Annotated in this window: 15 protein-coding genes; 6 read left to right on the top strand and 9 right to left on the bottom strand. The window is 67.0% G+C overall.

Annotation, left to right across the window (positions count from 1 at the left end; translation table 11 throughout):
• Positions 1–6 precede the first annotated feature (6 nt).
• On the bottom strand, positions 7–948 hold the full coding sequence (gene cpaB, locus N0B28_RS02850; protein ID WP_100632882.1) for a Flp pilus assembly protein CpaB: 942 nt from the start codon (positions 946–948) through the stop codon (positions 7–9).
• 324 nt (positions 949–1,272) lie between these two features.
• On the opposite strand from cpaB, the gene N0B28_RS02845 reads away from it, so the two are divergent.
• Both N0B28_RS02845 and N0B28_RS02840 read left to right on the top strand, forming a co-directional pair.
• Entirely contained in the window at positions 1,273–1,458 is a 186-nt protein-coding gene (locus tag N0B28_RS02845; RefSeq protein ID WP_043860930.1) for a Flp family type IVb pilin, read from the top strand.
• Positions 1,459–1,473: 15 nt separating this feature from the next.
• Positions 1,474–1,881 carry a response regulator gene (locus tag N0B28_RS02840; RefSeq protein WP_043860929.1) on the top strand — a complete coding sequence of 136 codons (408 nt, stop codon included), beginning with the start codon at positions 1,474–1,476 and terminating at the stop codon, positions 1,879–1,881.
• Between the two features lie 93 nt (positions 1,882–1,974).
• On the opposite strand, the gene N0B28_RS02835 is transcribed toward N0B28_RS02840, so the two are convergent.
• From N0B28_RS02835 to pbpC, 3 genes are all read right to left on the bottom strand, one after another.
• Positions 1,975–3,648, bottom strand: a complete 1,674-nt coding sequence (locus N0B28_RS02835; protein ID WP_043860928.1) for a POTRA domain-containing protein — start codon at positions 3,646–3,648, stop codon at positions 1,975–1,977.
• A 109-nt stretch (positions 3,649–3,757) separates the two neighbouring features.
• Positions 3,758–5,344: a collagen-like triple helix repeat-containing protein gene (locus tag N0B28_RS02830; protein ID WP_123753272.1), complete on the bottom strand. Its 1,587-nt coding sequence runs from the start codon at positions 5,342–5,344 to the stop codon at positions 3,758–3,760.
• Positions 5,345–5,591: 247 nt separating this feature from the next.
• Complete coding sequence (gene pbpC, locus N0B28_RS02825) at positions 5,592–7,934, bottom strand: peptidoglycan glycosyltransferase PbpC (protein WP_043860926.1); 2,343 nt, start codon at positions 7,932–7,934, stop codon at positions 5,592–5,594.
• Between the two features lie 104 nt (positions 7,935–8,038).
• Here pbpC and N0B28_RS02820 point away from each other — a divergent pair, with 104 nt between their 5' ends.
• A complete protein-coding gene (locus tag N0B28_RS02820) occupies positions 8,039–8,332 on the top strand; it encodes a hypothetical protein (protein ID WP_043860925.1) in 294 nt (97 codons plus the stop codon).
• An 80-nt stretch (positions 8,333–8,412) separates the two neighbouring features.
• Here the strand turns inward: N0B28_RS02820 and N0B28_RS02815 are convergent, their stop codons facing one another.
• Positions 8,413–13,362, bottom strand: a complete 4,950-nt coding sequence (locus N0B28_RS02815; protein ID WP_116052647.1) for an alpha-2-macroglobulin — start codon at positions 13,360–13,362, stop codon at positions 8,413–8,415.
• A gap of 147 nt (positions 13,363–13,509) precedes the next feature.
• Here N0B28_RS02815 and N0B28_RS02810 point away from each other — a divergent pair, with 147 nt between their 5' ends.
• Positions 13,510–14,850, top strand: a complete 1,341-nt coding sequence (locus N0B28_RS02810) for an MATE family efflux transporter (RefSeq protein WP_058541556.1) — start codon at positions 13,510–13,512, stop codon at positions 14,848–14,850.
• 82 nt (positions 14,851–14,932) lie between these two features.
• Here N0B28_RS02810 and speA read toward each other — a convergent pair whose 3' ends face one another.
• The 4 genes from speA to N0B28_RS02790 form a co-directional block, all read right to left on the bottom strand.
• Positions 14,933–16,846: an arginine decarboxylase gene (gene speA / locus N0B28_RS02805; RefSeq protein ID WP_043860454.1), complete on the bottom strand. Its 1,914-nt coding sequence runs from the start codon at positions 16,844–16,846 to the stop codon at positions 14,933–14,935.
• A gap of 149 nt (positions 16,847–16,995) precedes the next feature.
• Entirely contained in the window at positions 16,996–17,367 is a 372-nt protein-coding gene (locus tag N0B28_RS02800; RefSeq protein ID WP_043860455.1) for a translation initiation factor Sui1, read from the bottom strand.
• 194 nt (positions 17,368–17,561) lie between these two features.
• A complete protein-coding gene (locus N0B28_RS02795) occupies positions 17,562–18,098 on the bottom strand; it encodes an NUDIX hydrolase (RefSeq protein ID WP_043860456.1) in 537 nt (178 codons plus the stop codon).
• A complete protein-coding gene (locus N0B28_RS02790; RefSeq protein WP_043860457.1) occupies positions 18,098–19,171 on the bottom strand; it encodes a DUF2333 family protein in 1,074 nt (357 codons plus the stop codon). The genes N0B28_RS02795 and N0B28_RS02790 overlap by 1 nt, the downstream gene beginning before the upstream one ends.
• 278 nt (positions 19,172–19,449) lie before the next feature.
• On the opposite strand from N0B28_RS02790, the gene N0B28_RS02785 reads away from it, so the two are divergent.
• Both N0B28_RS02785 and N0B28_RS02780 read left to right on the top strand, forming a co-directional pair.
• A complete protein-coding gene (locus tag N0B28_RS02785; RefSeq protein ID WP_043860458.1) occupies positions 19,450–21,066 on the top strand; it encodes a PleD family two-component system response regulator in 1,617 nt (538 codons plus the stop codon).
• 163 nt (positions 21,067–21,229) lie between these two features.
• On the top strand, positions 21,230–23,191 hold the full coding sequence (locus N0B28_RS02780; protein WP_275730227.1) for a methyl-accepting chemotaxis protein: 1,962 nt from the start codon (positions 21,230–21,232) through the stop codon (positions 23,189–23,191).
• Positions 23,192–23,304 lie beyond the last annotated feature (113 nt).

Raw genomic sequence — 23,304 nt, 5'->3', positions numbered from 1 at the left:
CTTCGATCAGGGGGTGGGCGTTGAAGCCTGGGGGCCTCGAATGATCTGCATCTGGTGCCTGGGCGCCTGGCCTGCAACCGGGGTTGCGGCCGGGGTCATGGCCAGTTGACTGAAGCGAAAGAGGTCGCGGTTGGCGTTGTCCAGTTGCGGTGCAGCGGCCTGCGGGTCGGCCCAGTAGCTGGCCAGGCGTTTCTCTTCGGCACTGCGTACCGCCAGGCGCAGGCTGCCTGCCTGGGCGGCCAGCAACAGGCGGCTGGCCAGGGCTTCAGGTACCGCCAGCACCACGGTGCGCGCCATGGCGCGACGCTGTTCCTGGGCCGCCTTGGCATCGGTGTCGGCCTCCGGCGGGCGGCCATCGTTGGCCAGCCCCAGTTGCTCGCCCACGCTGAGCAGGCGCAAGGCCGGCACGGCCACCTGGGCCGAGGCCTGCGGGTTGAGGTTGTCTTCGCGCAGGTACAGCAGCACATCCACGTAGTCGCCGGGGCGCAGTTGTCCGGCGGCGCCGACCACTTCGTCCACCGCCACCGCCAGGGCGCGCTCGCCGGGGTGGATCATGCGCGCCAGTGGCCCACCGGCCTCGAAACTGCTCTCCTCCAGCCAGGTACCTGCAGGCAGGGCCCGCCAGCTGGTGCGGCCCAGCACCTGCTCGGGGCGCTGGAAGCTGCCGGCCGGGGCCACCAGCAGGCGCTCGACACTCAGATCCTCGGCTGTCAGCACGGTGTAGGCGGGTACGTCGCGGCGCAGCACCAGCACGGGCTTGCGCAATGCGTCGGTGCCAGCCTCCGTGGCCTGGTCCACCGGCTGAGCCGGGCCGGCCGGCCCTGGCGCCGCCGCTTGCGGGGGCTCCGGTGCCTCGGATGCACGGCTGAGCACCAGCCCCCAGTAACCTGCCAGCACGGCACCGATCAGGAACAGCACGGCAAGGATCATGGTGATGCGACTGCTCATGTCGGCGCTCCCTCTGCCTGAACATCCCTTCGGCCGCGCGGTGTGCGAACTGGCCCGCAAACATGAAGTTGCAAGTAACTATTTCGCTATTTGACGGTAGCGCAGCTAGGACGAAACGCCATTACCCGTCAGTTTTTTTTCGGTCCGAAACCCGACACCCCCTGAAAACAACAGCTTATTGGCGCCAGCGTTGACACCCTTACTTTGGTATTAATGCCTTCTTACATTTGCCGGTTTCGAACCGCTTGACGATGCTGTGATGGCAAAGGGGAATCACCGTTTCCGGGCCCCATTACCCGCGCCTGTGGCGCAAGGAGAAGTACCATGGTCCTTTCCCGCATCCTCAAGCACTGCAAGCTGTTCTTCCATCGCAAGGACGGCGCGTCCGGTATCGAATATGCCATCGTGGCCGCCATGGTGGCCGTGGTGATCATCGGGGTCTCGACCGATGTGGGGGGCGGGGTGAAAAAGGTCTTCGACGACATCGTCGCCGCCCTGCCCTCAGCCTGATGACAGGAACTGAACATGCCGGCTTCCCACTCACGTCAACAGCTGCTGCTGGTGGATGACGAAGAAGACGCACTGCTGGAGCTGGCCGAGCTGCTGGAGGGCGAGGGCTTCTGTTGTCACACGGCAACCTCGGTCAAGCTCGCCCTGCAGCAGTTGACGCGACATCCCGACATTGCCCTGGTGATCACCGACCTGAACATGCCGGAAGAGAGCGGCATCTCGCTGATCAGGCGCCTGCGCGAGCACACGGCGCGTCAGCACCTGCCGGTGATCGTCACCTCGGGGCATGCCGACATGGATGCGGTCAGCGATCTGCTGCGCCTGCAGGTACTCGACCTGTTCCGCAAGCCGATCTACCACCTGCGCCTGCTGGAGACCCTGGACAACCTGTTCCCCAAGCCCCGCCTGCAACTGGTTCAGTAGCGCCTGGCCGCCACGCGGCCATCGCGGGTCAAGCCCGCTCCCCACAGGTAGTGCGCATACCTTGTGGGAGCGGGCTTGACCCGCGATCGGTCGTCACAGCTGGTAACTGAAACTCAACGTATACCGTGGCCGCCGATTGAAGCTGTCCAGCGCGATATCCGACATCGGCTTGGCCGCCTCCAGCGAGATGTTGTAGTAGCGCGCATCGCCAAAGCGCAGCCCCAGCGCCGCCGACGACAGCCGTGAATCACGCACCGCCAGCTCGTTGAACCAGGTACGCGCGGCGTCCACCACCACGTACGGCTGCAGTACCTTGAGCCAGCTGCCATCGCGCTTGAAACTGTAGTTGACCTCGTATGCCGCACCCCAGCCCTTGTCGCCGGAAGCCTGATCGCTGGGGTAGCCGCGGCCGAAGTTCTGCCCGCCGAACACCGCGCGCTCGCTGTCGGGCAGGCTGTCGTCGGTCCAGTACAGCGCCGCCGATGCCACCCCCTGCCAGTTCTGCAAGAACCGGTCGCTCTGCACCCCCGACAGGCGCAGGCGCAAAAAGTCCAGGTCGTAGTCGCTGTCGGTCTTGGCACCGAAGTGATCGAGGCCCTGGTACACACCGGCACTGAGGATGCGCAGCTGCTGCGCATCCGACTTGCTCCAGTCTGCCTCGAAGGCAAAGGCGCGCACATCGGTGCGGGTACTGACCTTCAATGGCAGGCCGACCACCCGGTAGTCGGTGCTGTCGTTCACCGCATAGAAGCGCGCTGCCACGTTCAGCCATTCGTTGCTCGAGGCGATCAGCGCCTGGCTCAGGCCGATGGAGTAACGGTCGTTCTCGCGGTGCTGCTTGAGGTCGATGCCGTTCTCCAGGCGCACCCGTGCCGCCGGATTGCTACGGTAGGTCGAAGCCGAAAGATTGAGCTGGGTGCCTTCGGCGTCCACGTACTGCGAGTAGTCGAGACGGTAGTAGCGTTCGTCATCCTGCCCCGGCGGGAACAGCGCGCTGAAGCTCAACTGCTCGGCCACCGCGGTCTGGGCGTTGCTGTTCAGGCCGAGCAGCGCCTGGGTGTCGTCGCGGCTGCCGTCGGTGAGGCTCAAGGTACTGGTGAACGGCTTGCGCGAGGCCTGCGCGATAAGCCGCGTGGCGCCGTCGGTGGTGCCCGGCGGCGGCACCTGGGCCTGCAAGGTCAGGCCCGGCACCCGGCTCATCAGCGCGGTGTAGCGTTCGAAGGTCTTGCGGGTGAGCGGGCGCTCGGCCTTGAGCTTGCCCACCAGCTTGTCGAGGTAGGCCGACACCGGCCCCACATCGCCCTGCAGTTCGTAATCACGTATGTAGCCTTCCACCAGCACCACGCGCAGACGGCCTTCGGCGAAGTCCTGCGGCGGCAGGTAGGCATACGACAACAGGTAGCCATCCTGCTGGTAGCGCTGGGTGAGGCGGCGGGTGGCCTCGATCAGCTCGCCCAGGGTCACCTCGCGGTCGAGCAGGCCCTGGTAGTTGTCGCGCAGTTCGCTGAGCGGGTAGATGGTGCCGCCTTCGATGCGCACCCGCTGCACGCGCACCCGCGTGCCCATCAGCAGCGGCTGTGGCTGCTGGCCGGCATCCGGTGCGGGCAGGTTCAGTTGGGGAGTGACGGGGCGAAAGGCATCGGCGGGCAGGTTGGGCGCTGGCAGCTTGCGCTCGGTCTCGTTGCTGTTGAGGAAGCTCGGCAGGGGCTCGGCATGCAGCGAAGCCACCCAGGACAGACCCAATAACGCGACGAACATCGATCGCATAGGACACTCCATGATCCTGAAAAATACGAGGGAACCAAAGACGGTTCCCTCGTCAGCCTCAAGCGTAGGTGTTGCCCGTAAAATCGTCTAATCGATGATGGCCATTTAGTTACTTGTTACCCCCGAGGCCGCCTTTCAGGCCGGTGGTCAGGCCATTGAGCAGACCGCCCACGCCGCCGCCCCCTTGCCCGTTGCCGTTGACCAGGGTACCGACCTGGCCCACGGTGCCGCCCACGGCATTGACCGTCGCACCCAGCTGGGTGGTGACCGGGTTGTTGCCGGCCGCGGCAATCTGATTGCCCACCCCGCTGACTGCGCTGCCCACCTGGGTGACCAGGCCGTTGACCGGCGCACCGATGCCGGTTGCCGCGCCTACCTGCTGGGTAACGCTGGTCACACCGCTCACCACCGGGGTGAGGCCGGCGCCCACGCTGTTGCCCAGCGCAGCGGTGGGCACCCCGGCCGGCACGCTGGCCACGCCATTGCCGCCCAGTACCGGCCCCAGCGAGGCCACGGTCTGGCCCACCTTGTTGACCGTGCTGCCTGCGGCGTCGAGCAGGCCGTTGCTGCTGCCGGCGCCGAGCCCGCTGCCCAGGCCCGCCACGGCGCCACCGGCGGTTTCCAGCAGCCCCGCACCGGGGGCGCTGCCACCGCTGCCGGTGCCGGTGTTGACCAGGCCACCGCTGGTGCCGACCGCCGTGCCGACATGGCTTACCAGCCCGCCGACGGCGGTGGTCAGCGGGTTGCCGTTGCCGGCACTGGCGACCTTGTCGCCCACCCCGTCGACTGCGCTGCCAACCTTGTTCAACAGGCCGCTGACCGGTGCACCCACCCCGGTGGCATCACCCACCTTGCCGGTGGCGCCTTCCACCAGCGACACCACCTTGACCACCTGGTTGCTCAATTGCTGGTTCAGGTTGCCCAGCTTGCCGGTGGTGCTCTGGGTGCTGAGGGTATCGCCAAGCATCACCACCACGTCGCCGACCTTGTCCACCACACCGTTGACCACGGGTATCTGTTCGATCAACTGGCTGCTGGCCACCGACTTGACCCCGCCGCCGATATCCGACACCCCGTTGCCCACGCCCTTGACCGTCTCGCCCAGGGCATTGCTGCCAGTGCCAAGCGTACCCAGGCCCTTGCCCAGGCCATCGCCGATGCTGGTGACGGCGTTGCCGGTGGCCGTCACCAGGTCGCCGGCACCGGTGCTGCCCACTACCGGTACGCCGCTGACGGCGTTGCCCACGCCGGACACGCCCGTGCCCACGCCCGACACGCCGCTGCCAACCTGAGCCACCACCTGGCCGACGACCGTGGTCGAGGTCGTGCCACCACCGTTGTTGCCACCGCCGCCATTGTTACCGCCACCGCCGTTGTTGCCACCGCCGCCATCCGTACCGCCACCGCCGGTGCCACCACCGCCGTCCGTACCGCCACCGCCAGTACCACCACCGCCGTCCGTACCGCCACCGCCAGTACCACCGCCGCCGTCCGTACCGCCACCACCTGTGCCGCCACCACCGTCAGTACCGCCGCCGGTACCGCCACCACCACTGCCGCCATCGGTACCCGAATCGGGTGTGGAACTGCTTACGTGACTCTTGTGACCGCCACCGCCGCTGCTGCAACCGGCCAGGCTCACGGTCAAGATCAACATCACTGCCGTACTTGCTTTGATCCACGCTTGAGTTTTCATGGCGACTCCCTGCTACTGCTGCCGCTGCTTTTATAGGTGTGAAGCACCGGGTTTCCGGCCACTCCACGTCCGTTGCAGCTATCTGAGCGCGCAGGCGCAATGGGAACAATTCTGAGCTTGGTATTAACCCGATATATACAGTCGCAGCACCAGCAAAAGCCCTTTTGCTTCAGGCACTTGAAAGCAAGGGGAAGGTGCTTTGGCAGCCCTTCCCCTTTCGCGTTATATCCATCTTACGGGTGCCGGGTCAGTCGTTGACCTGGAACTCGACCCGCGCGGTCTGCCCGCTGGCATCCAGCACGCTGAGCTCGTAGCGCCCCACCTCCTCCAGGTTCACGGCCAGCGCCGCCTGGGCTGTGGTCTCGCCCAGGGGTGCGCCGTTGAGGAACCACCAGCGCTGGCCTTCGCCACCCAGCGCCGAAACGCTCAGGTGCAGGGCATCGCGGCTGGTGGCGGGACGGCGCAACTGGTCGCCCGGGCGTATCCCCACCACCGACAACGGCGCGGCACTGGCCGGTACCTGCGGCGGGCAGCTCGGGTCGATGGCCGGCAAACGCGCCTCGCGCCGCTCCAGGCGCGGCAACCACGGGTCCAGTGGTGCCGGCCACAGCGCGATGTCGCGCGGCGCGGCCCCCGCACAGGCTGCATCCACCCGCAGGCCCCGGGCATTCACCCACACCTTCTCCAGCAGGCCGACACCCAGGGGCTGGTCCTGCGCGAGCAGGGTCGGCGGCGTGGTGTTGTCCAGGGTCCAGGCAAAGCGCTGGCGCCGGCAGTTGGGGTCGGTACGTGCCATCGGCTGGCCCAGCGGCCAGCAGATCGCGGCCACCCCGACGTTGCCCGGCACTGCCGGCACCGGGGCGGCAATGCCGCGCTGGCTGTCGCGGTTGCTCAGCACGTCATGCACCTGCAGCATCAGCGGCGCGGCCGAGGCCAGGCCGAACTGCCCCGGCACCGGGGTGCCGTCGGGGCGGCCGATCCAGATGCCGATCAGGTAGCGCGGCCCCACGCCGATCGACCAGGCATCGCGAAAGCCGTAGCTGGTGCCGGTCTTCCAGGCCAGCTGCGGGCGCTGCACCAGTTCGGCGTGCGGGTCGCGGTCGGGACGCGCCTGGCCACTGAGGATGCGCCGGATGATCCACGCCGAGCCCGGCGACAGCAGCCGGCGCTCGACCAGCGGCGCATCCGGTTGCAGGCGCAGCGGCGCGCTCATGCCGTCGCGGGCGAACGCACTGTAGCCACTGACCAGGTCTTCGAGGCGGCTGCCGGCGCCGCCCAGGATCAGCGACAGGTTCGGCTCGGCCGCCGTCGGCAGGCTCAGCGGCATGCCGCCCATGCGCATCTGCGCGGCAAAGCGCTTGGGCCCGTAGGCTTCGAGCAACTGCACCGCCGGCAGGTTGAGCGACAACGCCAATGCCGAGCTGGCCGCCACCGGGCCACTGAAACCCATCGAGAAATTGCCGGGGCGATAGTCGCCATAGCGGCGTGGCACATCCTGCAGCAACGACTCCGAATGGATCAGGCCGTCATCCATGGCCATGCCGTACAGAAACGGCTTGAGGGTCGAGCCCGGCGAACGCAGGGCAGTGATCATGTCGACGTGGCCGAAACGGCGCTCATCGCCAAGGTCCACCGACCCCAGGTAGGCGCGCACTGCCATGGTCTGCGACTCCACCACCAGGATCGCCGCCGAAGTGCGCTCGGGCAGGCGTGCGCGCCAACCCAGCAGCAGGTCTTCCAGGCGCCGTTGCAGCGCAGCGTCGAGGGTGGTGTGGATCAGCGGCGGGCTGTCGGCACGGTTCAGCCGGCGAGCCAGCAGCGGAGCCAACGCCGGCTCCTGGCGTGGTGCCAGCAGCAGCGGTTCTTCCTGCGCTTCGGCGATGCGCTGCTGCGGCCACACCTGGTACTCGCCCAGGCGTTGCAGCACCTTGTCCCGGGCCAGGCGCGCGCGCTCCGGGTGGCGGTCGGGGCGCAGACGGCTGGGCGCCTGGGGCAGCACCGCCAGCAGCGCAGCCTCGGCCGGGGTCAGTTGCAAGGGCGACTTGCCCAGGTACGCCCAGCTGGCCGCCGCCACACCCTGCAGGGTGCCGCCGAACGGTGCGCGGTTGAGGTACAGCTCCAGGATCTGGCGTTTGGACAGGTGCCATTCCAGCTGCGCGGTGCGCCACACCTGGCGCAACTTGCCCGGCAGCGTGCGCGAGTGCGGGTCGAGCAGGCGCGCCACCTGCATCGACAGCGTGCTGCCGCCCGACAGCACGCGCCCGCCCGTGAGGTTCTGCCAGGCGGCACGGCCCAGGGCCAGCGGGTTGACCCCGGGGTGCCGGTAGAACCAGCGGTCCTCGTAGGTGAGCAAGGCTTCGAGGTAGTAAGGCGACACCTGATCAAGGGTGACCGGGTAGCGCCACACGCCCTCGGCATCGGCAAAGCGCCACAGCGGCGTGCCGTCTTCGGCCAGCACCACCCGCGCCAGATCGTCGGCCGGCATCGGCAATGGCCACAGGCGATCAGCCAGCCACAGCAACAGCACGCAGGCAAAGGCGGCGCACAGCAGCCGGGCGATGCGCGAGCGGGGTCGGGCTAAGCTGAACATCAGGCGCGGACACCTTTTTGCGTGGGTGAGGAACCGAGCCGGCAGGATGATGGCCAAAGCTCTGGGCACGGCGACTGCGCCGTAGCGTCGATCAGGAAGCGATTATGCATGTAGAAGGTTTTTTCGAATGGCTGGGGCAAGCGCTCGGCGCGGTGATCCGCTTCGTGGTGGATGCCCTGAGCGGGTTGTTCAATCTGCTGGCCAATGCCGGCGGCAACTTCATCGACGGCCTGGCACGCACACTGGGCATGGACACCTCGCTGGTCAGCATCCTGATGCTGGTGATCGGCCTGCTGTTGCTGTACTCGGCGGTGCGCGCGTTCATGCGCGCCTCGATCATCATGGGGATCATCTGGCTGATGCTGGGGTTGTGGGTGTTGAGCTGGGTGGTGCGGTGACAGCATCGCGGGTCAAGCCCGCTCCCACAGGGATTACTGCGCCCCTTGTGGGAGCGGGCTTGACCCGCGATGGGGCCTGATTAGCGTCCCAGAATCACCATGTCACCCGGGCTCTCGCCCACCGCCTGCCAGTTGGGCCGGTACATCGACTCCACCTGCACCGGCGGCACGCGATAGGTGCCCGGCGTGACCGCACGGGCCAGATACAGCAGGTGCGTCACGCCGTACGGGTCGACGTTCATCGCCGCCACGTAGCGGTCATCGCGAAACTCCTGGTGCACCACGTTGGCGTTCTGCATTGCTTCACGCCATTCCTTCACTGCACTGCTGGCGTTGTCCAGGCTGGCGGCACTTTGCGCCAGGTTCTGGTTTTCCAGCTCCAGGCCCGCCGGCAGCAGGTCGACGATCAGCGCGTCCGGCACCCGCTCGTTGGCGCGGATACCAATGTGCACCAGCACCAGGTCGCCACTCTTGAGCGACTTGATGTTCAGTGCCCGGCCATTCATGCCCAGGTACTCGCGGTAGATGCTCATGTTGGTGCCCACCGCACGGGGTGCGAAGCGCGGGTAACCCGACACGGTCAACTGCTGGTACACGGTCTTGTCGCTGGTGTTGGTCACGGTCAGCGGCGAGGCCAGCAACGGCCCCTCCAGCTTGAGCCCGGCCTGGGTCGGGCCCAGGTCGCGCAGCTCGCCCGCGCTGTCCAGGCGTGCACTCCAGCGGCCTTCAGGCTGCTTGAGCATGCCACGCCCGGCCATGAACAGCGCATTGCGTTCCTGGGTGGACAGGTACGAGCTGCTGGCCATCTTGTCCGACAGCTCGAACAGGCGCTGGTCGAGCTGGTCGGTGGCCAGCTTGTTCTCTTCGAGCAGGGCCAGGATCAGCGCCTCGTCACGTACCGGGCTGCCATAGTCGCTCAGCCACACGTCCTGACGCTTGACCGCCAGGCCCGCCTGCAGGGCCTGCGCCGAGCGCGGCTTGTCGCCCATCTTGTCCAGTGCGATCGACAGCTGTACCAGCGGCAGGCCCGAGCGTGCATCGGCGCGGCGCTCGAACAGGCTGCGCAGGGCACCCAGCGGGGCCTGCTGGGTACGCGCCAGCACCAGCGCCGCATACGCCTGTACTGCGAAGCGGCTGTGCTCGGCGTTGCTGGTGTAGTACGGCTCGATCAGGTTGCGTTCCTGCAGGTAGCGCAGCAGGCGTTCGTTGGCCTTTTTCAGCGCCTCGGGCGGCACCGCGTAGCCTTGCTCGCGAGCACGCTGCAGGAAGTCGGTGACGTAGGCGGTCAGCCAGTACTCCTCGCTGTCGTCCGCGCTCCACAGGCCGAAGCTGCCGTTGTAGCGCTGCATGCCGAGCAGGTGCTCGATGCCCATCTCGATCTTGCGCTGGCGCACCTTGGGCTCTTCACCCTTGATGCCCAGGCGCTCGAGCGTCTCGGCATCGGCGTACAGCGACGGGTACAGCCCGCTGGTGGTCTGCTCCAGGCAGCCATAGGGGTAGGCCTCGAGGGCACGGATCTGCTCGGCGATGTTCAGCGGCGGGCGGCTCGACAGCGACAGCATCGCCTCCAGGCCCTGGGGTTCGAACGCGGCCAGGTCCTCGGCGGGCAAGGTCCATGGCTGGTCCTTGAGCGCGGCGCGGTAGTGCCTGAGCTGCGCCGGGTAGGCCGGGCGAATGCCCAGGGTCCACTCGCGGGTGAAGGCGGTGTTCGGTTCGCCCGGCAGCACCAGGCCGCTGACCTGCACCTTGACCTTGCCCTGGCCCAGGCCACCCACGGCCTGCACGCCCAGCAGCGAGGTCACGCGCTGGCCGTCACGCAGGCTCAGTGGCTGCTCGGACGGGGTCAGCAGGTTCAACTGGCCCTCGGTGGTCACCTTGACCGTGAACTTCTGCGCCTTGCCCGACAGGTTGGACAGGTCCAGCGCCAGCTCGGTACGGTCGCCGCCGGCCAGAAAACGCGGGGCCGACAGTTCGGCGATCAGCGGCGCGGCGACCACGGTCTTGGCCTCGGCCATGCCGAAGCGCTCGTCGGTCCAGGCCTGGGCCATCACCCGAAGCTCGCCGTTGAAGTCGGGGATGTCCACCGTCGCCTGACCTTCGCCCTTGGCGTCCAGGGTCACCGGGGCGCTCTGCAGGGCCACGATGGTCACGCTGGTGCTGGGACGCTTGCCGCCCTTGGCCATGGCCGCGTCACCGCCGAATGCCAGGCTGGCCAGGCGGCCCTGCCCGGCTTCGATCAGCTGGCCGTAGATATCCAGCTGGTCGGCGCCGTAGGCCTTGCGGCCGAACATGCCGGTGAACGGGTCGGGGGTGGCGTAGCTGGTGATGTTGAGAATGCCCACGTCCACCGCGGCCAGCAGCACCTGCACCTGCTTGGGGATGCTGCCATCGGCATTGCGCGCCTGCACCTTGACGGTGAGCGGCTGCTTGGGACGCATCTTTTCCGGGGCCTTGAGGGTCAGCGCCAGCTTGCGCTCGGCGCGATCCAGCGGCAGGTGCAGCACGCCCACGGCACGTTTTGGCGTGGCATTGGCCTTGCGCTCGCCGGGGCGGATCACCAGGGCACTGACGTAAAGGTCGTGGCGGGCCCATTTGGGGTCGAGCTTGACCGCGTAGGTCTTGCCTTCGGCAGGCACGTCGATTTCTTCCCACCACAGCGGGCCGTCATTGCCCTCGACGATCAGGTAGCCCTTGCCGGCAGCCGGCGGGGTCACGGTGATCTGCGCGGTGGCGCCATCGGCGTAGGCCGGCTTGTCCAGCGCCAGCTTGACCTGGTCGGGGCGCACGGCGCCGCCGTCGGTGTTGTCCTGGGCACGCCAGCCAGCCCAGAAGCGCACGCTGCTGGTCACGCCGGTGCTCGGGTCTTCGACCTCGACACGGTACGGGCCCCATTCCACCGGGAAGCTCAGCTTGGCAGTGCTGCCGGCCTTGATGCTGACCGGCTGCTCGGACTGCAGCAGGAATTTCTCGTTGTAGTTGTAATCCCAGCCGTCACTGGAGGAATAGTTCCAGTAGTAGTCGCGGCGCTCCTGAATCAGGCGCACCTTGAGGTTGTCGGCGGCCAGTTTGTGGCCATCACGGTCGGCCATCAGCAGTTCGAACTCGACCGGGGTGTTGCCGTCGACTTCTTCACCGTCGAACAGCCCACGCAGGCCGGGCATGCGCTCGGCCGGCCAGATCGGCTGCTCCAGGCGCCGGGTGATCGGCCGGCCACCGGACTCCTGCAGGCTGGCCTGCACGCTCAGTTGCAGCGGCGAATGCGCCTCGGACCAGCGGCTTTCGATCTGCAGCGTGGCATCGCCCGACGCGTCCAGGGTGGTTTCGTCCAGTTCCAGGTCGTGGCTCAGGTCTTCCTCGGTGATCGAGCCGAACTGGTAGCCCGGCAAGGCCGGCACCGCTTCGCGCAGCGGGCGCACGTAGGCCTGGCCGCTGAGGCGGTTGCCCGAGGCCGGGGCGCCGTAGAGGTAGCGGCCATTGACATGGATTTCAGCGGTTTCACCCGGGCTCAGCGGGGTCGCGCTGCCCTTGAGTTCCAGGGCCAGGCGCTCGGGCATGAAGTCTTCGACAAGGAACTCGAACACCTGCTTCTTGCCGCCGCCCAGGTCGAACACCAGTTGCCAGCGCCCGGTCGGGGCTTCGCTGGCCAGTTGCAACTGGTACTGGTAGAAGCCATTGGCATCGGCCTCCCACACGAACTTGCGGCTGACCTGTTCATCCGGACGACGCACCTCGACACTGACCGGCTGGGCTTTCACCGGCTTGCCATCCTGGTCGCGCAGCAGGCCGTTGAGCAGCACGGTTTCACCCGGGCGATAGAGGTCGCGCGGGCCGAACACGAAAAACTGCAGCGGGTTGGCCTGCGGCCCGGTCAGCGCGAATTCGGAGAGGTCGAGCGCGGCGCTGTTCAGGCGCAGCAAGGTGGTGTGCACGCCCTGCTTGGCCAGCAGTACGTCGGCCTTGGGCGGCATCGGCAATTGCGCATGGCCATCGCCGTCGGTCTTGGCCTGGGCCAGCAGCTTGCCTTCGCGGTCGAGCAGTTCGAGGTTGACCCCGTCCAGGGCCTTGCCGCCGTCCAGCGCCTGGGTGAACACGTCCAGGCGGTTGGTGTAGCGATGCGCCGACAGCCCGATGTCACTCAGGGTGAACAGGGTGGCCGGCTGCGAATAGTTGTAGCGGCCCGAGGCGCGCATCACCGCCAGGTACACCCCCGGTTCCTGCAACGGCTTGATCCCGGCAATCGGCAGCAGCAGGGTTTCGCGGGTGTTGCGCACCGGGTTCAGGTCGAAGCGGCCGGCATACACCAGGTCGGCCTTGCTCAACAGCTCTTCGGAGTTGTAGTACTCGAGCGAGGTGTTGCGGCCCCAGCTGGCCAGGAAGCTGGACATCGACTCGGGCTTGATGCGGAAGAACTCGACGTCCACCTTGTCGATGTTCAGCGCGATCACCGGCAGGCCTTCGGCCAGGCGCGTGGGCAGCAGCGAGCCGCGGCTGGCGAAGCCCACGGTGGGCTGCATGTCGCGGGTTTCGAGGCGGCTGACGTACTCGCTGGGGAGCTTCTTGCCGTTCACCCCGAGCAGGCCGGCATCCACGGTCAGCACCAGCTTGCGCTGCGGCTCCAGGTGGCGCAGGCGCAGCTCCATCTGGTTTTCGCTGAGCTCCCACGCGCCGTCGAGCTTGCCCCGGGTGGTGTCCACCAGGTGCACGCGCTCGGCAAGGTTCTGGTCCTTGTCCAGCGGCACCGAGAAGGTCACCGACAAGGCGCTGGCACCGTCGACCTGCACTTCGGAAACGTCTACCACCGTCAGCTCGCGACCGGCGTAGCGCTCGCCCAGGCTCGCCTGGGTGGGCGCCGGGGTCGCCGCCGGGGCCGGTGCAGCTGCGGGCGCGGCCGGTTCGGCGGGGGCCGGCGCCGGGGCTACCGGGGCGGCCTGTTCCGTTGGCGCGGGGGCCGGGGCCGGTTTATCAGTAGACGAGTCGCAAGCACTGAGCAGCGCCATGGCGCACGCCAGCCACAATCCTTTGTTGAGCATGGAGGGTAACTCTTCCGGTAGCAGGGTCTGAGACGAGCACTATATAGCAAGCTCGCGGGCATCGCTGATCGAGGCGCCCGGCGTGAGACAGCGTTCACCAGTTTTAGTGCCGGGGGCGGCTACAATGCCGGTTCTCAAGGAGCCTGCATGTCCCGACTACTCAGCGACTGGCGCGACCGCCCGACCCACCACAGGGTCTGGGCGCTGGCCGCGCCGATGATTCTTTCCAACATTTCCGTGCCCATGGTGGCACTGGTGGACAGCGCCGTGATCGGCCACCTGCCCCACGCGCACCAGCTCGGCGCCGTGGCGGTGGGCGCCAGCCTGTATACCTTCCTGGCGTTTCTGATGGGCTTCCTGCGCATGGGCTCCACCGGCTTTGCCGCCCAGGCGGCCGGACGCGCCGACGGCGCCGCGCTGCGCCAGGTGCTGGTGCAGGGGCTGCTGCTGGCGTTGCTGTTCGCCGTGCTGCTGGGGGCACTGGCGATTCCCTTCAGCCACCTGGCACTGGGCCTGATGCAACCGAGTGCCGCGCTGCAGGAAAACACCCTGGCGTTCTTCCACACGCGCTTGCTCGGCCTGCCGGCAGCGCTGGCCAGCTTTGCCCTGGTGGGGTGGTTTCTGGGTACGCAGAACGCCCGTGCCCCGCTGGCGATCCTGCTGACCACCAACCTGCTCAACATCGTGCTCAACCTGTGGTTCGTGCTGGGGCTGGACTGGGGTGTGCTGGGCTCGGCGCGGGCGTCGGTGATCGCCGAATGGTCGGCCGCGCTGCTCGGCCTGGCGCTCACGCGCCCGGCCCTGCGCGCCTACCCCGGGCAGGTGGCCTGGGCGCTGCTCAGGCGCTGGCAGAGCTGGCGCCCGCTGCTGAGCGTGAACCGCGACATCTTCATTCGCAGCCTGGCGTTGCAGGGGGTGTTCTTCCTGATCACCGTGCAGGGTGCGCGCCTGGGCGAGGCGACGGTGGCGGCCAATGCGCTGCTGCTCAACGGCCTGCTGCTGACCGCGTATGCACTGGACGGCCTGGCGCATGCGGTAGAGGCACTGTGCGGGCATGCGATCGGCGCCGGGGACCGCGGCGCATTGCGCCGTTCGATGACGGTGGCGTGTGGCTGGTCGTTGATCGTCAGCCTGGTGTTTGCCGGGGTGTTCCTGCTGGGCGGGCACTGGTTCATCCAGTTGCAGACGGATATCCCCAGCGTGCGCGAGACGGCGTTCGAGTACCTGCCATACCTGGCGCTGCTGCCACTGGTGGCGGTGTGGAGCTACCTGCTCGACGGGTTGTTCATCGGCGCGACAAGGGCACGGGAGATGCGCAACGGCATGCTGCTGAGCGTGGCGATAGCACTGCCGTTCGCCTATGCGGCCAGCGGGCTGGGTAACCACGGGCTGTGGCTGGGCTTTCTGCTGTTCATGGGGCTGCGGGCGGTGACGCTGGGGGTGATGGGGTGGCGGTTGCAGCGTAGGGATGGGTGGTTTGTGGCGTGAATGACGGCCTCTTCGCCGGCAAGGCCGGCTCCTACAGGGTATTGCATGAACCTGTAGGAGCCGGCCTTGCCGGCGAAAGCGGTCAGGAGGACAGGTAGGACGAGCGGGTCAGCCCGAGGCGCAAGGCATCCAGGAACTGGGTACGCTCACGCGCCGTGATCTTCGCGCTGGCGCATTTGTCGCGGTAGTGGGTCATCAGCTCTTCGGGCGACAGGTGCACGTAGCGCAGCATGTCCTCGATGGTGTCGTGGGTCTCGATGCCGGCGTGGTACACGCTGCCGTTGGGGTTCTGGTAGATGTTGACCGAGTCGGTGTCACCGAACAGGTTGTGCATGTCCCCGAGGATTTCCTGGTACGCGCCCACCAGGAAGATCCCCAGCAGGTAGTCCTCGCCCTCGTTGATGGCGTGTACCGGCAGGCTGGTCTCGATGCTCTGCTCGTCGACGTACTGGTTGATCTTGCCGTCCGAGTCGCAGGTCAGGTCCTGCAGCACCGCACGGCGCAGCGGCTCTTCGCCCAGGCGATGCAGCGGCAGGATCGGCAGCACCTGGCCGATGGCCCAGGTGTCGGGCAGGCTCTGGAACACCGAGAAGTTGCAGATGTACTTGTCGGCCAGCTTGTCGTTGAGCTCGTCCAGCACCTGGCGGTGCGAGCGCTGGCGCGCCTTGAGCGAGTTGTGCAACCGGCGGCACACGGCAAAGTAGCACTGCTCGGCCAGGGCCTTCTGCGCGAGGGTGATCTTGCCGTCGGCGTATTGCGCGGCCACGTCGCTCATGTAGTGGGTGGCACGCCAGTAGGTCTCGGTGACCATCTCGATGTCGGTCGGGCCCAGCAGGTCGGCCAGCCACTGCACGGTTTCGGGCAGGCTCTGCTTGTCCTCGATCTCGGGTACTTCGTCGTTGTGCTTCTCGACGTCGGTTACCTGCACCACCAGCATCGCGTGGTGCGCGGTCAGCGCGCGGCCGCTCTCGGAGAAGATGTGCGGGTGCGGCAGGCCCTGCGCGTCGCAGAACTCCTTGAGCATGCCCACCACCACGCCGGCGTAGTCGTCCATGTCGTAGTTGATCGAGCTGGCATTGCGCGAGTGGGTGCCGTCGTAGTCCACGCCCAGGCCGCCACCCACGTCGATGTGGTCCACTGGCAGGCCCAGCGCACGCAGCTCGCCGTAGTAGCGGATGGCTTCCTTGAAGCCGTGCTGGTAGTCCGCCAGGTTGGCGATCTGCGAGCCCATGTGAAAGTGCAGCAGGCGAATGCCCTGGTCCAGGCCGGCATCGCGAAAGCGCTGCACTACCGAAATCAGCTGCGCAGCCGACAGGCCGAACTTGGACTTCTCGCCGCCGGTATCGGCCCACTTGCTCGAAGCCAGCGACGACAGGCGCACGCGCAGGCCGACCTGCGGCTTGACCTTGAGGTCGGCGGCTTCCTCGATCACCAGTGCCACTTCGGATTCTTTCTCGATCACGATGAACACGTTGTGACCCAGTTTCTGCCCCATCAGCGCCAGGCGGATGAACTCGCGGTCCTTGTAGCCGTTGCAGACGATGGTGCCGCCCTTGGGCGCCAGCGCCAGCACCGCCAGCAGCTCGGGCTTGGAACCGGCCTCAAGGCCGATGGACACGTTCTGCGTGGCGATGATGTTCTCCACCACCGCTTCCTGCTGGTTGACCTTGATCGGGTACAGCGCGGTGTACTGGCTCTGGTATTCCAGGCGCGCGATGTTGGCGTCGAATGCGCCGGTCAGCTGGCGCACGCGGTGTTGCAGGATGTCGGGGAAACGTACCAGCAGCGGCAGCGACAGGCCGCTCTGGCGCAGCTCGTCGACCTGCTCGTACAGGTCGATCGGCGCACTGTCCGGCCCGTTGGGGCGTACTTCGACGCGCCCGGCCTCGTTGATCGCGAAGTAACCCGCGCCCCAATGGCGAATGCCGTAAACACTGCGGCTGTCGGCCACGGTCCATTGGCTGCCATCGTCTTTGCGTGTGCGTCGTACGGACATCGAAGTCCCCTATAAAGAAAGTCGTGAACACCGGCCAGGGCGTGCTGGCCAGTGTAGAAAATGAAGATGACGATTCTCCCTGTTCAGGCATAGACCCCTGCCCAGGGAACGAGTTTAGAAGTGCTGCAGGAAAAACCTCGCAGCGGCCATCAGCCGCCGGACTTTTTCGCCTTGAAGCCTTGCTTGATCAGCTCGGCCAGCAACAACTCGACGTGGTCGCCCTGGATCTCGATGACGCCGTCTTTCAACGCGCCGCCCGTACCACAACGCCGCTTGAGCGTGGTGGCCAGTTCCTTGAGTTGATCCAGGGGGAGCGGTACGCCACTGATGGTGGTCACCGTCTTGCCGCCACGGCCTTTGCTTTCACGACGCACACGGGCAATGCCGTCGCCTTCGGGGATGAGTGTCTGCTTGCAGATGCAGGCATCGACGGGTTTGCTGCAGTCCGGGCAATGCCGGCCTGCATCGGTGGAGAACACCAGGCCACCGAGGGCGGCGAATGATGCGGCTTTCTTGGCCACTTTTGATCCTCTGCGTTGAGGACAAAAACTGGTCGATGCCCCGGGGCGAGGTACCGACCGCGAAGCCCCACTCTGGCAGGGGCAGCGCACCTGCCGCGGCAAGCCGTGGCAGGGTGAAAAGGCCGCGCAGTGTAACCACAATTGCGCCGAATGCTAAGTGCAAAACTGCGCCATTTTGCTTGGCTTTCGCGACGTCAGCCGCGCCGCGCCACGAAACGGTTCAGCGCCGCCAGCGAGTCGGGGCAGTAGGGGGTGCTCAGACTGTCGTCCAGGGCTGCCTGCAAGGGCATGAAGCGGGCCTGGCTGACCTCCTCGGGCTGCAGGCGCAAAGGCCCGTCCCAGACCGCCGAGAACACCGCGCACCAGAGCCGGTTGCCAGGCTGGTCGAAGAAGAAGCGCTCGTGGAAGCTCAGCGACACGCCGCTCACCCCCAGCTCCTCGGCCAGCTCGCGCGCGGCGCAGCGCTCGTAGCTTTCGTGCTCGTCGACCATGCCGCCGGCGGCCACATCCCAGTAGCCGGGGTAGATCGCCTTGCTCAGGGTACGCTGGTGCACGCACAGCTCGCCGGCACTGTTGAACAGCAGGATGTAGGTACCCCGCCCGATCAGCCCCTGCTCGCGCAGCTCGGCCCGCGGCTTGGCGCCGAGCAGGTTGTCCTGCTCGTCGACCCAGGCGATGCGTTCGGCATCCGAGGCGGCGCGGTGCGCCGCCTCGCTCTGGCTGAACAGCATCAGCCCTGGGACAGCAGCTGGCGCAGGTCGATCACTGCGGCGTTGGCGCGGGAAATGTAGTTGGCCATCACCAGCGAGTGGTTGGCCCACATGCCGAAGCCGCTGCCGTTGAGTACCATCGGGCTCCACAGCGGCTCCTGCGAGGCTTCCAGCTCACGGATGATCTGGCGCACGCTGACGGTGGCGTTCTTCTTGGCCAGCACGTCGGCGAAGTCGACCTCGATGGCGCGCAGCAGGTGCGACAGCGCCCAGGCCTGGCCACGGGCTTCATAGAACACGTTGTCGATCTGCAGCCACGGCGTCTCGACCACTTCCTCGTCCAGCTGTGGCACCTGGCCCGGCACCACCGATTCGGTCTTGAGGGTGGTGTTGAGCTTGACCCGGCCCACGCTGGCCGACAGGCGCTGGGACAGCGAGCCCAGGCGCGTGGCCACGTCGCCCAGCCAGTTGTTGAGGTTGTCGGCACGGGTGTAGAACAGCGCGCCCTGCTGGTCTGGCGAAGCCAGGCGCTTCTGGTAGCGGTTCAGCGAATTGATGCCTTCCTGGTACTCCGACTCGCTCGACGGCAGGATCCAGCTCTTGTTGTCGAAGTTGAAGCGCGGCTCGGCCTTGGCAAGGTCGGCGTCTTCGGCCGACTGAGACTGCGAACGGGCGAAGTCCTTGCGCAGGGCACGGCTGAGGTCACGTACCTGCACCAGCACGCCATATTCCCAGCTGGGCATGTTGTCCATCCACAGGCCCGGCGGGAAGCGGTCGTTGGAGATGTAGCCGCCTGGCTTGTCGAGCAGGGTGGCAACCACGGTCTTTAGGGTTTCGACGGTGGTGTAGCCGACGACCATCTGCTGGCCGTTGCGCTCGGCGGCGGCCTGGGCGTTCTGCTGCACCGGGAACAGGTCGGGCTCCTGGCTCCAGTACCAGCCCAGGGCGATGGTCACCAGCAGGTACAGACCGATCAGGGTGCCCAGCGCCCGGCTGAACAACAGCCCGCCGAAGTAGCTGCGGGTGCCCGAGCCACGGGCGTCCACCCGCTCGCGTGCCTCGGCTTTGCCTGTACGGTTTTTCCAGTCCAGCATGGCGTTGTCCTTTCTGTCAGGTCGTGTCCAGGGTTCGACCGCGCGGCCCCCGCTTCGTGCCCACGCCGGCCAGCATTGTGTGCCAGCGTGCGCGGCCGGGGCGCCAGCCAAGCCTGCACTATAAATCAAGCGCGCCGCTTCGCATAAGTGACTAACGGGTCAGGAAAGGAATTTAGCGCCACCCCAGTTAATTGATGCAGCACACTCGATTGCCGGAAAAGTGGTGCTAGCATAGAGCCATCACTCGAATTGCCTCACCCCTTACAAGTAGTCAGGACATGACCGAGCCAGAAGACCCGAATCGTGCGCGCCTCAAGCAACACTTTGCCCAGCGGGTCATTCACCAGGCCCGGCAAATTCTCGAGATCTGGCAGCGCCTGCAGCGCAGCGAGTGGACCAGCTGCGACCTGAGCGAGCTGGGCGAGGCCAACCTGCGCCTGCAGCGCTACGCCGAACGCTTCGAGCAGCCCGAGCACAGCCTGCTGGCCGATGCCATCGGCCAGACCCTGGCGGCGGTGGAGGCCAACAGCGCGCGCCTGAGCAGCAGCCTGATCAACGAACTCAACCGCCTGATGCAGCGCCTGTCGCGTACCGGCCTGCGCCAGGGCGACCAGCTCGAGCGCACCCCGCTGCCGCCGCTGCGCAAGCCCATCTACGTGATGCTGCAGGACCACGAGCGCGCCGAGCGCCTGGCCAAGCAGCTGGAGTTCTTCGGCCTGGGGGTCGAGCCGCTGTACAGCCCCGAGGCGTTCCAGGCCTCGATGGCCGAGCGCCTGCCGGCGGCGATCGTCATGGATGTCGACTTCGGCGGCCAGGGCCAGGGCCTGCAGCTGGCCGCCCAGGCCCAGCAGGGCCTGGAGCAGCGCGTACCGCTGCTGTTCTTCAGCCTGCACGAAACCGACACCCCCACCCGGCTTGCCGCGGTACGCGCCGGCGGCCAGGAATTTCTCACCGGTACCCTGGAGGCCTCCAGCCTGCTGGAAAAGGTCGAGCTGCTCACCAGCGTCACCCAGTACGAACCGTTCAAGGTGCTGGTGATCGACGACTCGCGGGCCCAGGCACTGCACACCGAGCGCCTGCTCAACAATGCCGGCATCGTCACCCGCACCCTCACCGATCCGATCCAGACCATGGCCGAGCTGGCCGACTTTCAGCCCGACCTGATCATCCTCGACATGTACATGCCCGCCTGCACCGGCACCGAGCTGGCCAAGGTGATCCGCCACAACGACCGCTATGTGAGCGTGCCGATCATCTACCTGTCGGCCGAGGACGACCTGGACAAGCAGCTCGATGCCATGAGCGAGGGTGGCGACGACTTCCTCACCAAGCCGATCCGTTCGCGCCACCTGATCACCACCGTGCGCAACCGTGCGGCCAGGGCGCGCAACCTCAAGGCGCGCATGGTGCGCGACAGCCTCACCGGGCTGTACAACCACACGCACATCCTGCAACTGCTCGAAGACTGCAGCTTCCGGGCGCGGCGCGAAGACCGCCCGCTGAGCTTTGCCATGCTCGACATCGACCACTTCAAGAAGGTCAACGACAGCCACGGCCACCCCATGGGTGACCGGGTGATCAAGAGCCTGGCGCTGTTTCTCAAGCAGCGCCTGCGCAAGACCGACTTCATCGGCCGTTATGGCGGCGAAGAGTTCGCCATCGTGATGCCCAACACCGACCTGCACGCGGCGCACAAGGTGCTGGACGAGATTCGCCGGCGCTTTGCCGAGATCCACTACCCGGCGCAGCCGCGTGACCTGTCGTGCACCTTCAGTGCCGGGGTGGTGCAACTGAGCGACGGGCTGGATGCGCTGAGCATGGCTACTGCGGCGGACGAGGCGCTGTACCTGGCCAAGGGTGCGGGGCGCAACTGCGTACAGCGGGTCGAGGCCTGAGCCTTTTCGCCAGCAACCCGGCCCCTGTAGGAGCCGGCGTTGTCGGCGAAAGGGCCACCATTTAGCCACTTTATTTCGCAACACCCCTGCCAGCGTCATAACCACGTCATAAAAACGCAATAACTTCAGGCACTTGCCATCCCGCCGTTGGTAGAGCCCGCTCATGCGCCTGAAGTTGCTGACCAATCTGAACACCCTGCTGCTGGTAACCGTGTGCCTGGCCCTGGGGGCGACCCTGTGGTGGTCGCAACGTGCCCTGGAACAGCCCTACCTGTTGATGGAGCGTTACCTGGCGCTGTCCCAGCAGTTCCAGAACCAGGTGGCCCGCAACACCCAGGACTACCTGAACAGTGGCGATGCCCTGCGCCACGCCACCGCGCTGCAGAGCACCCAGGACCTGCAACAGGAACTGGCCCAGCTGCCCGATGAGCTGGCCGCGCAACTGCGCCCCAGCCTCGACACCCTGCAGGCATTTACCGCCAATGAGCTGCTGGCCGCCGGCAAGCTCGCTGGCGACCCCCAGGCCCTGTTGCTGCAGGCCGAACGCGAACTGGGCGCCAACCTCGAACAGCTCGCCCGCTACGCCCACGACAGCGGCCACCCCGAGGCGGCGCATTACCAATCGGCACTGCTGGAAGCCAGCCTGCACCTGGGCCGCCTGTCGCTGGCGCGTGACAAGCTGGTGAGCAGCGGGCGCAGCGAGCTGGCCGACGAGGTGGAGCGCGAACTGCAACTGATCATCACCCAGGCCAAAGCCCTCGACGCCCTGCCATTGCTGGGCGTGACCGCGGCGGTGGAATCCGGCGCCGACGACTTCGCCGCGATGATGGGCCTGCAGAGCGAGGCCACCACCAGCGCCGAAGACGTCGGCGTGGCCCTCAAGCGCGAGCTGGGCAATTTGCTGGCGCGCTACCCGGCAGAACTGCAGCGCACCCGCGCGCAGATCGAGCGCCGTACCGAACTGGCCACCACCACCCAGGCGCGCATGGCCGCCGTGCAGCAGGCCATCGCCGACCTGGAACCGGGGGTGCGCGCGCAGCATGGGCAGATCCAGGGCGAAGTGCGGGTGATCCAGGGCCTGATGATCGGGTTGATCCTGCTGATCGCCCTGCTCATCGACACCTTGCAGCGGCGCCTGGCGCGGGTGCTGGGCAACCTGGCGCCGGCGCTCTCGCAGTGGGCCGGCGGCGACTTCAGCCAGGCCATTGCGCTGGGGCGCAGCAACCGCGAAATGCACGACATCCAGGATTCGCTCAACCGCCTGCGTGCCTACCTGGTGGACCTGGTGGGCACCATCCGCAGCAACGCCGAGCAGGTGGCCGGCAGCAGCCACGCCCTGGCCGGCATGAGCAGCGCGCTGCACGACGGCGCCGAGCGCCAGGCCGGCGACACCGCGCAGATCCGCGACGCGCTGGGCGAACTGGAGGCCACCATCACCCAGGTGGCCGGCGATGCCAGCCAGGCCGCCGACGCCAGCCGCCACGCGGGGCTGGCGGTGGAACAGGGCCAGGCGGTGATCGGCCAGAGCCTGAGCGGGCTGCGCCTGCTGGTGGACGAGGTGCAGGGCAATGCACAGATGATCGAGGGCCTGGCCCAGGAGTCGGCGACCATTGGCGGCGTGCTCACGGTGATCCGCTCGATTGCCGAACAGACCAACCTGCTGGCCCTGAATGCGGCCATCGAGGCGGCAAGGGCCGGCGAGATGGGCCGCGGCTTTGCCGTGGTGGCCGAGGAGGTGCGTTCGCTGGCCCAGCGCACCACCGGAGCCACCGGCGAAATCCAGACCCTGATCGCGCGCCTGCAGCAGGCGGCACGCGAATCGGTGGAAGGCATGCGCGCGCAGCTGGAGCACGCCGAGGCCACTGCCCAGCAGGCGCAGTCTGCCGATGGAGCGCTGGACGAGATTGTCGCGGCGATCCAGACCATTGCGCAGACCGCCGTACGCATCGCCGACGTGACCGCGCAGCAGAGCGGTGCGGTGAGCGAGATTCGCGACCATAGCGAACGGATCCACGAACTGGGCGCGGACAACCTGGAGCGCATTGGCGAGGGGCGCGAGCAGGGTGAGCATCTGCTGCGCCTGGGCGGGGAGCTGAACACCGCCGTGCAGGCGTTCCGGGTCTGATCCAGGGGACTCTCGCGGGTCAAGCCCGCTCCCACAGGTATGCATCCTGATTGAGCCAGATGCATTGGCTGTGGGAGCGGGCTTGACCCGCGATGGGTTCAACTCGATTGCTC

This window comes from Pseudomonas sp. SD17-1 (assembly GCF_029201585.1).
Classification (GTDB): Bacteria; Pseudomonadota; Gammaproteobacteria; order Pseudomonadales; family Pseudomonadaceae; genus Aquipseudomonas; species Aquipseudomonas palmensis.
The sequence above is the reverse complement of the archived record's forward strand: the minus strand, read 5'-3'. Positions and strand labels throughout refer to the sequence as shown.